The 15,944-nt window shown below is 34.6% G+C and carries 9 protein-coding genes; 4 read left to right on the top strand and 5 right to left on the bottom strand.

Annotated elements, in window-relative coordinates; genetic code table 11:
- Positions 1-42: 42 nt before the first annotated feature.
- The 4 genes from LNP23_RS09645 (at position 43) to LNP23_RS09630 (ending at position 4,826) form a co-directional block, all read left to right on the top strand.
- Entirely contained in the window at positions 43-588 is a 546-nt protein-coding gene (locus LNP23_RS09645) for a DUF4136 domain-containing protein (RefSeq protein WP_230004714.1), read from the top strand.
- 517 nt (positions 589-1,105) lie between these two features.
- A complete protein-coding gene (gene ilvA, locus LNP23_RS09640) occupies positions 1,106-2,350 on the top strand; it encodes a threonine ammonia-lyase IlvA (protein ID WP_047777968.1) in 1,245 nt (414 codons plus the stop codon).
- A gap of 81 nt (positions 2,351-2,431) precedes the next feature.
- Positions 2,432-2,824, top strand: a complete 393-nt coding sequence (locus LNP23_RS09635; protein WP_047778025.1) for a group III truncated hemoglobin — start codon at positions 2,432-2,434, stop codon at positions 2,822-2,824.
- Positions 2,825-3,068: 244 nt separating this feature from the next.
- Complete coding sequence (locus tag LNP23_RS09630) at positions 3,069-4,826, top strand: aromatic amino acid hydroxylase (RefSeq protein WP_230004713.1); 1,758 nt, start codon at positions 3,069-3,071, stop codon at positions 4,824-4,826.
- Between the two features lie 475 nt (positions 4,827-5,301).
- On the opposite strand, the gene LNP23_RS09625 is transcribed toward LNP23_RS09630, so the two are convergent.
- From LNP23_RS09625 to LNP23_RS09605, 5 genes are all read right to left on the bottom strand, one after another.
- On the bottom strand, positions 5,302-5,931 hold the full coding sequence (locus tag LNP23_RS09625) for a DUF4230 domain-containing protein (RefSeq protein ID WP_230004712.1): 630 nt from the start codon (positions 5,929-5,931) through the stop codon (positions 5,302-5,304).
- Positions 5,932-6,401: 470 nt separating this feature from the next.
- Positions 6,402-8,717: a translocation and assembly module lipoprotein TamL gene (tamL, locus tag LNP23_RS09620; RefSeq protein ID WP_230004711.1), complete on the bottom strand. Its 2,316-nt coding sequence runs from the start codon at positions 8,715-8,717 to the stop codon at positions 6,402-6,404.
- A complete protein-coding gene (locus LNP23_RS09615; RefSeq protein ID WP_230004710.1) occupies positions 8,701-13,800 on the bottom strand; it encodes a translocation/assembly module TamB domain-containing protein in 5,100 nt (1,699 codons plus the stop codon). Before LNP23_RS09615 ends, tamL begins: the two co-directional genes overlap by 17 nt.
- Before the next feature lie 161 nt (positions 13,801-13,961).
- On the bottom strand, positions 13,962-14,918 hold the full coding sequence (locus LNP23_RS09610; protein ID WP_230004709.1) for a GSCFA domain-containing protein: 957 nt from the start codon (positions 14,916-14,918) through the stop codon (positions 13,962-13,964).
- 97 nt (positions 14,919-15,015) lie between these two features.
- On the bottom strand, positions 15,016-15,822 hold the full coding sequence (locus LNP23_RS09605; protein WP_230004708.1) for a hypothetical protein: 807 nt from the start codon (positions 15,820-15,822) through the stop codon (positions 15,016-15,018).
- Positions 15,823-15,944 lie beyond the last annotated feature (122 nt).

Raw genomic sequence — 15,944 nt, 5'->3', positions numbered from 1 at the left:
GAGTTTCTTATTTTAAAATTAGAACATTAAAATTTTATAAATATGAAAACATTCAAATTAGTACCGATTTTTCTGCTTTTAATACTAACCTCTTGCAGTACCGTTAGTGTTTATTCTGATTATGATAAAAACGTAGATTTCACGCCTTATAAAACGTATGCTTTTTTTAAGCCCGGAATTGATAAGGTTGAAATATCTGATTTGGATAAAAGACGTATACTACGTGCCATAGACGAGCAAATGCTAGCCAAAGGTTTTACTAAAAGCGACAATCCGGATGTATTAGTAAACATTTTTACTAAAGCAAGAGAACAGGTAAATGTAAATCAATTTAGTGCTGGCTGGGGTTACGGCTGGGGCTGGGGTTGGAATCCTTACATGATGTACGGAGGACAAACTACAGTTTCTACTTCTACAGAAGGTACTTTATACATTGATTTGATCGACGCCAAAAAGAAAGAAATGATCTGGCAAGGTGAAGGTATTGGAACGCTGACTAAAAACGTGGACAAAAAAGACGAAAAAGTAACCGAGTTTGTTTCTAAAATTTTAGCTCAATATCCTCCGGTTAAAAAAGTAAATAAATAATAAATACAATTTTACGAAACCTCCCAAATCGGGAGGTTTTTTTTATTTTAAATAATTTAAATACAGCTAATTTTTGCCACAGATTTCACAGATTCACACAGATTAAATCTTTCTAATCATTTTAATCTGTGGTAAAAAATAAAACAAAAAAATGGATCTATTTAATGAAGTGCTTACTGCTACCTATTGGAACAGAATCTAGATTTACAACTAAAATTACAATTCAGTACACGCAGATAAAAAAATAATTAATACATTTGTTTTTCAGACAATTAAAAAATGACGAATTTAAATAACATTAGTATCGCTATTATTAACATTATTGCTATTCAGCGATAATGGCGAGGTGTTATATAAAGAAGTAAACAAATACAATTTTATGAAACCTCCCAAATCGGGAGGTTTTTTTATTTTAAATAATTTAAATACAGCTAATTTTTGCCACAGATTTCACAGATTCGCACAGATTAAATCTTTCTAATCACTTTAATCTGTGGCAAAAAATAAAACAAAAAACATGGATCTATTTAACGAAGTACTTGCCGCCAAAAAACAACTCGAAAATGTAGTTGCCGCTACCCCACTGACTCAAAATTTGAATCTTTCAGAAGAATTTAAAGCTACCATTTTATTAAAAAGAGAAGATTTACAAATTGTCCGGTCGTACAAAATCAGAGGGGCTTACAACAAAATTTCTTCGTTAAGCGATCCTGAAAAAGCAACAGGAATTGTATGTGCCAGTGCCGGAAATCATGCGCAGGGCGTTGCTTACTCCTGTAACTTACTGCATATAAAAGGCAAAATTTACATGCCCAAAACAACACCAAAGCAAAAAGTAAAACAAGTACAATTATTCGGAAAATCGTTTGTTGAAATTGTTCTTATCGGCGATACTTTTGATGATGCTTACGCCTCTGCCACAGCTGATGCACTGGAAAACCACAAAACCTTCATCCATCCTTTTGATGACTTAAAAGTGATTGCGGGTCAGGGAACGGTTGGACTGGAAATTCTCGACCATTATAAAAAACCGATAGATTATGTCTTTGTACCGATTGGCGGTGGTGGATTGGCTTCCGGTTTATCTGAAGTTTTTAAACATTTGAGTCCTGATACCAAAATTATAGGCGTTGAACCTCAGGGGGCTCCATCGATGAAAAATTCAATTAAGGAAGATAAAAACACTGCATTAAAAACGATTGATAAATTTGTTGACGGAGCCGCTGTCAAACAAGTTGGTGATCTGACTTTTGAGATCTGCCGCAAAAATCTGGACGATATCATTCTGGTCCCGGAAGGAAAAGTCTGCACTACCATTTTAAGATTGTACAATGAAGAAGCTATGGTTGTTGAACCTGCAGGGGCTTTGACTATCGCAGCTTTAGATTTTTATAAAGACAAAATAAAAAACAAAAATGTCGTTTGCGTGGTGAGCGGAAGTAACAACGACATTGAAAGAACGGCAGAAATAAAGGAACGCTCTTTACTTTACGAAGGATTGATGCATTATTTCATGATTCAATTTCCACAGCGTCCCGGTGCTTTAAAAGAGTTTGTAAATAACATTCTTGGACCGGATGATGATATCACTTATTTCCAGTTTCACAAAAAAAACAACCGTGAAGTAGGGTCTGTTGTTGTTGGTTTAGAATTAAAAAACAAAAAAGATATTATGTCCATCAAATGGAATATGACAGCAAATGGCTTTGAATTTCAATATTTGAATGACAATCAGGATTTATTTACACAGTTGATTGGTTAAAAACAACGTTAAATGATAAATATCACAAAGCAAACCCTTAGTTATATTGTATTTTTGCAGGCGAATTTTACTTTTATAAACATGGCAACTCAAGATATTTCAAGCTTAGGCGATATTAAACTTTTAGTAAATACTTTTTATGCAAAAGTGCAGGATGATGATTTAATTGGGCCTATTTTTAATCAAAAAATGTTAGGAAGATGGCCGGAGCATCTGGAAAAAATGTATTCCTTTTGGCAAACTATTTTATTAGAAGAACACACCTATTCCGGAAGTCCATTTCCGCCACATAAACAATTACCTATAGATCAAGCACATTTTGACCGTTGGATGGAAATTTTCACCACAACAGTCGATTTTTTATTTGCCGGAAAATTAGCTGAAGAGGCAAAAGTCCGTGCCGCCAATATGGCTTACATGTTCAATTACAAAATTGAATACTTCAGGAATTTAGAAGCACAGCAAAAAAATTAGATTTCAGCCAAACGAAACAAATTCACGAATTATAGTTTAGTAAAAGATTCGTGAATTTGTGGCTGATAAAAAACTACAGATACAGATTCTTCATTCCCAAAAAGACCCAATTCTCCTCCCATCCTGGTTGAGAGAACTTTCACAAAAAACAGCAATAAATAATTTTGTACAAAAAGTTGTAACGAATACCAAAAAACGCACTGTAAATTCGTAATTTTACATTTCAAACTACAACGTTTTCGAAATGAACCCAACTATTGAAACAAATCCTTTATTAGAGCGATTGCCTAAACACTTAAAGCAATTTATTAAACCTCAGGACTATAGCGATTACACACCTATCAATCAGGCAGTTTGGCGTTATGTGATGCGTAAAAATGTAGATTATCTGTCTAAAGTTGCCCATCATTCGTATTTAGACGGACTAAGAAAAACTGGAATTGAAGTAGATTCTATTCCAAGCATGTATGGTATGAACCGTATTCTGACTGAAATTGGCTGGGCTGCCGTTGCGGTTGACGGATTCATTCCGCCTAACGCTTTTATGGAATTTCAAGCCTATAACGTTTTGGTTATTGCATCGGATATCAGACAATTAGAACATATCGAATATACTCCTGCACCGGATATTATTCACGAAGGTGCCGGCCACGCTCCTATTATTGCCAATCCGGAATACGCGGAGTACCTGCGTCGTTTTGGAGAAATTGGTTGTAAAGCGATTTCTTCTCACAAAGATTATCAGATGTACGAAGCGATTCGATTACTTTCGATTTTGAAAGAAGCTGAAGATACTCCGCAGGAAAAAATTGACGAAGCAGAAAAAGCAGTTGCCGACTTACAAAACAATATGGGCGAATTATCTGAAATGGCCCAAATCAGAAACCTGCATTGGTGGACGGTTGAATATGGTTTGATTGGCACTGTTGAAAATCCAAAAATATATGGCGCCGGATTACTTTCTTCCATTGGAGAGAGTGCTTGGTGTATGACCGATAATGTAAAGAAAATTCCTTATGATATCTCGGCTGCCAATCAGAATTTTGATATTACACAATTGCAACCGCAGTTGTATGTAACCACAAATTTCTCGTATTTAAGTTTGATTTTAGAGGAATTTGCCAATAAAATGGCTTTACGTACGGGAGGTCTTTCGGGAATCAATAAACTAATCCATTCGAATGCTTTAGGGACTATCGAATTGAGTACTGGTCTACAGATTTCTGGAGTATTTACCAAAGTAATTGAAGACGAAGGAAAACCGGTTTACATTCAGGCAACCGGAAAAACGGCTTTGTCTTACCGTGAAAAAGAATTAGTAGGCCACGGAACGCTAACCCATCCTGATGGATTTGGAAGCCCGATCGGAAAACTAAAAGGCTTCAATTTAGCCATTGAAGACATGAGCCCTAAAGATTTACAAGCCTATAGCATCGTTGAAAATGAAGCTGTAAGACTTGAATTTGAAGGCAATATTATTGTTGAAGGTGAAATCATCACCGGCTCCAGAAACCTGCACGGAGAGATTATTTTAATCAGTTTCAGAAATTGTACCGTAACCCATGGAGAGGAAGTTCTATTCCGTCCGGAATGGGGTAATTACGATATGGCAATTGGTAAAAAAGTGGTTTCGGCATTTTCAGGCCCAGCTGATGTAAATAGTTTTGACTTAATCAATAATGTTCCAAAAACGACCACTATTAAAGCCGTACAGACTGACGAACGTGATGATTTAGAAGCACTATATCAAACAGTACGTACCATTAGAGAAAATAAAAATTCTAAAGCAGAATTGAAATTTGTATTTGAAAAACTAAAAGAAAACCATTCAAACGATTGGTTGCTTTCTGTTGAAATTGCAGAGCTTTTGAAAGATTCAGACGAAACACAGCTTTTACAGGAAGTTTTAGTACACCTGGATCAGTTGAAAACAAAACGTACAGAAGTAGCGCATTTGATTTCGGGCGGTTTGGATTTGATTTTTGATAAGGAAGCTGTTTAGGTTTTTTGCCGCTAAGGCGCTAAGGCACTAAGTTTTTTTACTGCGTGTTTTTACTGCGGTTTTTTAATCTCGCAAAGTCGCGAAATCGCAAAGTTTTTTTTTAATCCTTTTAATTGTGGTATAATAAAAACTTTGCGGCTTTGAGCCTTTGTGGCGCTAACCGTTACATAATCTCGCAAAGTCGCGAAATCGTAAAGTTTTTTTTAATCCTTTTAATCTGTGGCAAAATAAAAACTTTGCGGCTTTGAGCCTTTGTGGCGCTAACCGCTACATAATCTCGCAAAGTAGCGAAATCGCAAAGGTTTTTTTAATCCTTTTAATCTGTGGCATAATAAAAACTTTGCGACTTTGAGCCTTTGTGGCGCTAACCGTTACATAATCTCGCAAAGTCGCGAAATCGCAAAATTTTTTTTAATCCTTTTAATCTATGGCATAATAAAGACTTTGCGGCTTTGTGCCTTTGCGGCGCTAACCATTACAATTTCAAATCCTTATTAAAATCCTTATCCGATTCAATCGTTTTCCCATTATATTGAAGTTTCCACCCCATTGAATTCGTCAAAATTAAAATCTTTGATAATTCACTAATCAATCTGTTTTGAGCATTGGTTTTTAAGGATGATTTTTCGATTTTCTTGGCCAGATTTGCTTTTACCGATTTATTGATTTTATTGTAATCGTCTCCTGTAAACGGATTTAATTTACTTTGTTCCACATCATAAAACTGAATGTCCGGATTGATTGTAATTTCTTCTTTTGGAATATTCAGGATCGTGATTGTTTTATTTTTTTCGTCGATATCGTATTTCATTTGATGTAAATCATACGCTACTGTAACATTGGCATTTACTACAATAAGTGCTTTTTTCTCAAAAGAAACCATGTCCATCAAATACTTCTGCTGGTTTTTATATGTGATGACTTCTGAGAAATGACCTTCGGTGACTACCAATTTCCCAACATTTAAGATTTGCTGCTGGATCAAGTTGGTATTATAACCGATTTCCGGGTCCTCCTCTTTTTTAAACCCACAATATTTAAAAGCCAAAATCACAATGACCACGATTACGGCTACAGCTAAAATTCTCTTTATTAAGTTTTGCATTCGATTAAATTAGTTAGACGAATTTACTTCTTTTTTTTAAGAAGTTTTCTGTTGCTATTTTTTTTTGACACGAATTTCACTAATTCACACTAATCAATCTTTGCGGATAGTGGTCAATTCCACAAATTTTAATTTGATAAATTCAATTTTAAAGCTCCAACCTTCGTGTTAATTCATACAATTCGTGGTAAAAAAAGTTTAACACGAATTGCACTAATTTGCACTAATCTCACTTTGCGGATAGTGGTCAATTACACAAATTTTAATTTGATAAATTCATTTAAAAGACACCAACCTTCGTGTTAATTCGTGTAATTCGTGTTGAGAAAAGGTTTAACACGAATTGCACTAATTTGCACTAATTATTCTTTGTGTTTGCTCCTTCAATTTCACGGATTTTTAATTTGAAAAACACCATTTAAAAGACTCCAACCTTCGTGTTAATTCGTGTAATTCGTGTTGGGAAAATGCTAAAAAGGATATCCTATAGCAATATTAAAAATCAGATTGTCTTTTCTCCAGGAACCACTTCCAAAGTTGATATCGTCGATTACCCATCTTTGGCCTTCGGGCAGGTATGGGATTCTTAGCGGAAAAGCCAAATCGGTTCTTAAAACTAAAAACGATAAATCAAAACGTAATCCGGCTCCGGCTCCTACTGCGATTTGTTTCATAAAATCTTTAGTAATCTCGGCATTAGGTCGATTTGGATCAGCATTTAAAAGCCAAATATTTCCTGCGTCTACAAAAACGGCACCTCTGACAATGCTAAAAAGTTTCGCCCGATATTCAGTATTAAATTCCAGTTTTAAATCGGCGGATTGGTCGGGCACGTAATCACTTGAAGTCACTTCTGCCTTATAACTTCCGGGACCTAACGATCTTGCTCTAAAGGCACGAATACTATTAGTTCCCCCTACTACAAATTGTTTGGATGTAGGCAGGGTGTTTGAATTTCCGTACGCAAATCCGGCACCAAGGATAATTCGGCTTGCCAGTTCGCTTTCTTTACCCAACTTTAAATAATGTCTTAAATCTGCTTTGATTTTTACGTATTGACTAAACGGAACATCAAATATTTTTATCGTATCGTTTTTTTTGATGTTGGCTCCCGTTACCAATCCCGTAATATTCCCTGCTAAATCTAATTCTCCATTAAAATAAAACGTATTCTTTTTACGCTTTTGCATGGTATTGGTGTAGGTGTACGAGTAGGTTGGGCCAAAAATCAATTGTTTTTCAATCACTCTTCCCAAAGACGCATCTTCTTCAATATCCTCTAAATATTCGGGTGTTACATTATTTGGACTTACATAGGTAATATCCACTATATTGAACTGATGTTCTTTGCGAATGTTTTCTTTCCACAAATATCCGAACGAAGTATTAAACGAATTCAGCGCATACAATTGGGTTCTTTTTTGATATTCGTATCGCAAAGTGGCTTTCGTTCTGGGAACAAATTCACTGTTTCCTTCAATGCGGAACGGTGTAATAAATCTTGGCCACGTCAGACTGGTTTCTGCTCCGAGTTTGTAAATGTTTTTTCCGCTGTTTTGTCCCGAAAGCTGGAAATCAGCACCACTAAAAACCGATACGGTAAACAATTCTGCTCCCCGAAAGAAATTCCTGTTGTTCCAATTGGCATTAATCTCTGTTCCGGTATAACTCGCTGAATTGGTTTTGCCCAAAACCTCAACCCGAATAAACTTTTTAGGCAAAAGCGTCAGATAATAATACGAATCTAAAGCGTTTTTTATGCTGTCTGATTCTTTGAATTCATTTTTCACAAAATTAAAAGTACCCAAATTCACAAAACGGTTTAAGGTAAGATTATGATCCTTTCTGTTGTATAAATCCCCCTTTTTGAAATATATCGTTCGGTCAAAAACCCTTGGTTTAAAAGTATCTGCAGTATCAATAATCGTAAAATCATTGTATTGTTTGCGATCTTTATTGCGATATACGGCACTATCGTTGGATAAAGAATAATTCGGATACACCAATATCTTATCTATTTTGTACGCTACAGTTGCTTTTACAGGGGTTTCTTCTTTAATTTTCAATTTAATTTTTACCTCATGATCGCCTTTACTGCTGTCAACCTGAGCCAAAATATAATCCGGATTAAAATAATAATATCCCTTTTCTTTTAATCGTGCATCAATTCGTTCTCGTTCTGCTTTTATAATATCTAAATCATACGGATTACCCACTTTCAACAAACTTCTTCTACTTGTTTTACTGATCACTTTTGCAATTTCCGATGAATCTTGAGGGAAAGTAACGCTCTTAATTTTATATTGTTTTTTAGGAATAACAATGTATTCTGCCGTTACTCTTTTATCCTTAACAGTAGAATCGGCACTTACTCTGGTCTTAAAATAACCGCGATTTTCTGCAAAATTTCGCAAAACGGATGCATTATACTCTAAATCGACTTTGCTGAAAAGCACGGGAGCTTCCCCTACTTTATTTCGAAGCCAATATCTAATTCCTTTTTGCTTTTTGGGTTCTCCGGCAATATTATAAAACCATAATTTGGGTTTTAATCCTAGTATTTGTTTATTGGGCTTTGGGCGCAACAAGGTTTCTAATTCACTCTCCAGCGCTTTTCTGTCTTTCTTATTAAGTATAGTGTCTTTTACTGTTACAGTGCCTCCTGTATACAGCAAATCACCTTTGGGCAGGTATTTTGTGTTGCTACATCCAAAAACAAAAAATAAGGACAGCACGACACAATACCTCATAAAATAGGATTCTATATAGCTATGTTTTTTGCTCATTTCCTTCAATTTGGTTTTTCTCTTTTTCCTTCTCTTCTTTTTCTTCTTTTTCTTTTTGTTTCCTTTTCTCTTTACGGACTTTTTCTTCTTTTATCAATTGCTTTTCGGCTTCAGTGCGGTGAAAGAGTTCACGGAATTTATTATAACTCATCGTAATAACAAAAGCGACACCTGTTTCTACCACCTGGCCTTCAACCGCAACCTGATATTGGTTTTTTCGATACGCACGAACCATATAACGTCCGTCTTTTGTGAGTTGATAGTCTAAGGCAACGTCTCCGGCTATGTTGGTACTTTCTTCGTTGGCCCGCTCCTGCCCTTCTACGCCAAAACTGCTTCCAACAGTAACCTTCAATCGATCATTGAGCAATTTTTTAGAAACAGCCACATTCAGATCTGTTCTGTTTTCCATTGTTCCCGATGTATAATCTTCTGTCGATTCTAAACCAAATTCTAATTGAACTCCTGATATCAATTCTCCCGCAAGATCGTTTAGCTGCTGAGACAGAATTTTACTCACACTTTGTCTTGCTAATGTTCCCGCATTTGTACCGCCACTTTCGCTTGCAAACGGGTTTTCACCCACAAACCGGTTCAGTAATAAAAGAGCAAAAACCTGTTTATTTAGTTCCGCAGGATCTTGTTGCAATTGTTTCAATTTGGTTTTCGTAAGAGAAACGACATCTGAGGAGACATCGTAATTGTCGTCCGGCAATACAATGTCAAAAGAGATTTCGGGTTTCATCAGTTCTCCATTCATCTTTAATAAAGTCTGAAACGGAAGCTTTTGTTTATAGGTGTTTTTTTCTGCCGCCGATTTGCCTGACAATTGATTTCCGAGTAAATCAATTGGTGCCGTGTTAACTTTATAAATGGCTGTAATATTCAAGTCTGCCATTGTTGGTTCGCCATTCCAGACGATATAACTTCCTTTCTTAATATCGAATTTTCGTCGGATTCCATTAAAATTCATTTCGTAAGATCCGTCTGTAAACTCATACTTTCCGGTCAGCGTTGTTTTTCCCGATGGATCAATTCCACCAACAAGCTCTGCTTCTCCCTTTAATTTCAGGTAATCACCGTTTCCTTTATCAATAATCAAAGTAAACTCTGCTTCCTTGTCTATCGCAACTGCAACACTAACATCCATTCCTTTTAACTTCGACTGATCGAGTTTACTTTGCAATTCGACTGTTTGTTTCAGATACTTATTGTCTTCGTCGACAAACTCTACAATTCCCTCTCTGTCTGCAATAGAAGGATCTGATTGCGGCATAACAACCGTAAATTTTGTTTCTTTATTTATTTTGATTGTTCCGTTGACAACAGGATGGTCCAAATCTCCTTTGATATTTAATTTTGAATTTAAAAACAAATCTCCATAAAACAATTCGTTGTCTTTTTCTTTCGAATGTATGGCTCTAAAATCATCTGCCTGAACAAGCAAATCAAAATTAAAGTCTCTAAAATTTAACGATTGGATGTTTCCGTCTACAAAAAGTTCATTGTCATTTTCATCAAAAAGAGAGAATCTGTCAAAAGAAATGGATTCATTATTAAAAGCAATTTTCTCCTTATTTATTTTAAAATACGAATTCAATTGTGTTACTCTGAAGCCGGTATCGTTAAAATTCAATTCTCCGTTAACTCTTGGTGCAGCTGTATTTCCTGTAATTTTGAAATTCCCTGATAAAAACCCCGTTCCGTCTTTAATATTCCCCATACTGAACCCCTGAATGCTTTTTAAATACAATTTATCAAGCACTACATCAAAATCAAAACTGCCTTCTTCAATTTTATAATCACCGGTAAGATTCACATCATTTCCTTCTCCGCTTAGATTTACGTTTGCATTTAGGGTGTTTTCGGTCTTATTGTCCACTTTTACGGTAATATCACCAACTGGTTCTCCTTTAAAAGCAAAAGCATCAATTTTTAAGTCCGAAGTAAAAGTTGGTTTTGTCATTACATTATCAGCCAAAACAGAACCATTAATCAAGCCCTGCATCAATAATTCTTCTTTTTTGACCATATTCAGAATCGTCTCGATTTTGAAATTTACAAACTCCATTTTTAACGGTGCATTGTCCTGAGTTCCTTCGGATTGTATTTTGAGTTCATTCCCTGCATTCTCCAGATTAAACTTGTTCACATACAGTCTTTTGCCTCCAAATTCTATTGCATTTTCAGGATCGATGTTCCACTTATCGTAATTTAGAACAAAGTTATCGGCATCTAATTTCAGTACATTTTTATCGGCATCATGCTGCAATTCTCCGGCAATAAAATACTGTTGTTTTTCTTTCCCGTCTTTTACTTCCAGCGCATATGATAACACATTGTTTTCTACTTTTCCTACTAAACTTGTAAACGGAATTTTCAAAGAAGTACTTTCAACTGAGGCCACAGAAATTTGATATTCTAAAGCATTTTCTTTGGCTTCTATATTAATTCTCCCGTCAGAAATGGTATTTTCTGCATATACAATTCTCGGGAAAGTTCCTTTTACTTCTAATGAATCGACGACATTGTTGTATTTTCCGGTAATTCTAATGGGCTCTAAACTTGTCAGATTTGGAACTAATTGAAACAGAATCGGGTCATTTTCTACACTCAGATTAAATGTTATATTTTGTTCGTCTAAAACCGCTTTTGACTTTGACGTTTGTAAATCAATATATTTCGAAAGTGATTTCTTTAGACTATTTGAAAGCGTTGTCAATTTGTATTTCCCATCCATTTCAGCTTTTAAAAACTGAGAAGAGATTTTGATATTATTATGGTTCTGATCTGCAACAGCAATTACTTTTATAGAGTCTAAAACAATTGGGGTCGCATTCTGCAAGATTTGAATATTCGACAAGAAAACTTTTCCGTTCAAAAAATCAGGATTACTGTTGGCGATATCAGCATCAACGTTTCCTCTTAGTTTCATTGGGCCAGCGTGTAGATTTAGCTTTTCCAGATCGGCAATGTCAAGGTTCAATTTAATCTGTCCCGATGGGTATTGCTCTTTTGTACTTCCGCTTGCATCCAATTCAAAATTCAGATTAGGGTCTTTCATTCCCGCTTTTACAGCAAAAGAGCCTTTTTTTATTTCGCCATTTAAGGCTAAATCCCGATAGGTATATTTATTGTACACCGCTTTTTGAACGATTCCGTCCAAATGGGCTTGTGCTGTTTTCGGATCTAAACCTTTTCCTTTGACTTTCGCTTTAAGCGTAATTTTTCCAACCGAGTCATTTTTAATTAATCTGCCTAAGTCAAAATCCAATAAATAAACCTGAGCATCATATTTTTCTGCTTTCTTTACCCTTTGATCAAATAGGGCATCCACTTTTGCATTTCCGAAACTACTGTTTAAAGTCAGATTGGTTTTGAAATTTTGAACAGAACCTTTAAATTTTCCCTGCACATTAAATTGAGAAGGTAATTGAATACTTTTCGGAATCGTTCCTTTCGGCACAAAGGAGGCTATATCTTTAGCAGAACTTGCCATTTTTTTGATATTCAGATCGAAATAAGCTTTGTCTGTATTTGGCATTCCTTTGATTATTCCGGAAAGTGAAAGTTTGGTTGTTCCGAGTCCGCTCACATCAAATTGATTGATTGTAAGGTCATTTACTTTTCCATTCAAACGAGCATTCAAAAGCAAAACCGCATTTGGGTTTTTCCTGAAAATTTCCTGCTTTTGCAAATCCGGAACAAACAATAAAATGTCTTTAAAGCCCAATTTTGATTGGTTCAAATTGGCATCTAAACTTAGTGTTTCGATATGCTTAGCCACTTTTGCAATCGACGGATATTGTACTTTTATCCCGTCTTTTAAGAGTGTTTGCGGGGTTTTTACATATAGATTTTTCAAGTAAGCATTCTTGGGACCGTAAAAGAAATCTGTTTTGAAAGATTGAAGTTGCAAACCGCTCTTTTCGTTTACCGTAAACGTTTTTATATTTCCCGAAATGGTATCCGTCGTGTAATAGAATTGCTCGGCTTTCAAATTAAACCGACTCAAATCAAGGTGACTGTAATCAATTCCTTTCGAAACGGGTTTTGACTGCATATCGTCAAATTTAAAAGCAACATTTTCTACATCAATATTTTGAAGTTTTACTTTCCAGCCCGCCTGAGCAATAGCTGTTGTATCTAAATCAGGCGTTTTTATTTGCTTGTCTTTTACTCCTAGTTGCAGATTCCCTTTTAAGTTTTTTAATTGAAAAGTATCAAAATCTAACAGTTGTTTTTTCATGTCGATTTTATTGACTTTCAGATTCAGATTTCCCAAAACCAATCCTGAAGCCAATTTCGAATCTTTATTATCGTATAAAACATCAATTTTAGATAAACTGATTTTGTCTAATTTTAAACTGAAATCGCTTCGTTTTGAAATTGTATCGACCGTCTTAACAGAAACTTCAGCGATTTTTTCTACTAAATCCTGATTCAGCACCAATTTAAAACCGTTTAAATTGATATTCGGAATATCAAAATCCATTTTGTCTAAGTCGAATTTCTTGAATTTGGCATCAAAATGAGTCAGTTTTACATGGACATCATTTTTAGAAAAATCGTCTTTAAAATTCAATTTGACATGATCCAGGTTCACTTTTACAACTGCTATTTTAAAAGGTTTAGCGTTTGGATCTGCGGGTTTTTCCTCCTTTGATTCGAAAGCTTTTAAGATGTAATCAAAATTAAAAACGCCTTCTTTGTTTCTTGAAATATTGGCAGTTGTGTTTTTAAGAGCAATAGCATTTATTTCGAGTTCGCTGCTAACCAATTTAAACAAGTCAATATCGAGTTCAAGACTTTTACCACTCAATAAAGTGTCTTTGTTTTGGTCTTCAAAATAAAAACCTTCCAGAACTACTTCTTTGGGAAAATTAATCGCGATTCGGTCTAACGAAACTTTGGTTTTGATCTTTTCCTGCAGATACGTAATCGCTTTATCTTTTGCATAATTCTGAACGGACGGAATCTGAATTAGAATAGTGAAAAGTAACGCTAACACAATAACCGAAACCATGCACCAAAGAAGTACACGAAGTGTTTTTTTTAGAAAATGAATGGGTTTCTTATTCATACGTCAATAAAACACGTTAAGTAATAGCGCAGCTGAATTTGTTCAAATACAAAATTGTAAAAATTATACTTCAACAATTTACATAATTACAGCCAATTATTTTAAAATTTCAGTGATAAATAATTATTTCAAGACTACTTCTAAAAAAATAAAGCCCTGTTTTAAAACTTAATATGGCGTAATTTCGTCTCCAAAGCGGTTATTTTTTGACGCAATTTTAATAAAAAAGCCTGGTGTTGCTCTGATTCGGGATTGAAACTTCTGTGGGTTAATCCTTTTTGAATTTCTGAAACTTCTTTCATAATCGGAATACTTTTTTCAGCAATGAAGTTTTCACTGAATCGCTCCCAGATATAATCAATTGCTACCTGGTTGGGATGTAACATATCTTCGTTATAAAAACGATAATCACGGAGTTCATCCATCATAATTTCATACGAAGGAAAATAGGTTAATTTTAGATTGTTGATTTTAGATTTTAGATTCGCATAAAGTGCCGTAAACAAATGCGATTTACTTAATTGATTTTCTGCAAAACCATCTTTGATGTGGCGCACCGGAGAAATGGTAAAAATGAATTTGATATTTGGATTTAAAGTCAAAACCAGATCGATTGTATTTTGAATACTTTGCTGTAACACTTCAACCGACACTAATTCTTTTGAAAATTGCTTTTGTGGCACTTTGTGACAATTGGCAACAATTTCGTTGCTTTCGTTATGGCGATAAACCCAAGAAGTGCCGTAGGTGATTATAAGGTGTGTTGCTTCTTGTAATCGCTGCTTTGTTGCTTGGAGAGTTTGGTTTAAGTTTTCAATTAATTCTTCTTTATTTGAAGCGCTTAAATCGGAATGTATTTCAAAACAATGCCAGCGTTCGTTATGAAAGAAAACCTCTTTTTCGGTAAACAATTCTTGCTCCGCAACCCTTTTTATAATCCTATCAATCGAAACAGGATTAAAAATAATCCCAAATGGATTACAACTGTTATCAAACTTAAAATAATCCAGTTTTTCTGCCATATTTACTGCAAAACAGGAACCTAAAGACACAATTTTAGAAGTATAGTCGATTGGATTGTTTGTTTGCGAAATTGGGATCTGGGTTCTGAATTGCATAGGATTTTATTAAAACACGAATTTCACCAATTTTCACCAATAAAAAAACCAAATACAGAAGTATTTGGTTTTTGCAATGTTTTAAGATTTTATGTTCTTAGTAGGTGTATTCATGATTTTCTTCCACCTTATTACCAAATCCCAACGATAAGATTCTGGTTGGATACCCTTTATCATTATAAGTAAAATTAATCAAAAAGGTTGTTGGTGTTTTAATATGTTCATTGGTCACAGTTTTTTTTATAACATTATTACTATTTCCAAATCCCGGATAAGAGACATTCAGAAAATTGAAACCTAAAACATTTTTGTGCGGCCTGTTTTTTGTATCATATTCATAAAGTTCTGTAACTATAGGCGTTGTAGAGTTTAATACAAAACTTTGATACTTTATAAGATTTGTTCCATTAAAGGTCATAACAACAGTATCCATTTTTGTCTCTACTTCCGTTTTAAGATTAATTGAATAAGTCACGAGAGCAATTAACTTATCCGAGACATGTGTATATTCTGCTCTGTAAGCATCTTGACCATTAGGTTTTTTTGCATTAAATCCCATCCTTTCTATAGAGGATTTTAATTTTCCATTTTCATAAACACGCAGAACTTCGCTAAATTTTCTTTCTGAGTTATCTGAAAAAACAAGAAACAACTCTTCTTTTACAATTGCATTTCCTTCGTAAGTATATAATGTCTTAAAATTCTCTTCAACACTGCTTACAAGTTTATTCCCGGAAAATGTGTTTGTTATTTTCCTCTTTTGATGATTTGGAAAATCAATATCACCGTCAGAAAATATTTTAGGCAAAATATAATTCTCCTCAGACGAAGAATTATCATCATCATTTGCACATGAAGTAAGCACTATTGTTAAAGCGCTAAATAAGAATAAAAGTTTTTTCACTTTAATAAGTTATATATTAATAATTATCGGCAAATATATACGCACAAATCAGTATTAATCAAAAAAAACAGTTATGTTTTTTAGTACTAAAAAACTTAATTTATTTGTTTTAAAACCTGCTT

Origin of the sequence: Flavobacterium cupriresistens, from assembly GCF_020911925.1 — a bacterium.
GTDB classification, from domain to species: domain Bacteria; phylum Bacteroidota; class Bacteroidia; order Flavobacteriales; family Flavobacteriaceae; genus Flavobacterium; species Flavobacterium cupriresistens.
Note: the sequence above shows the minus strand (reverse complement) of the source record. Positions and strands in the feature narration are given on the sequence as shown.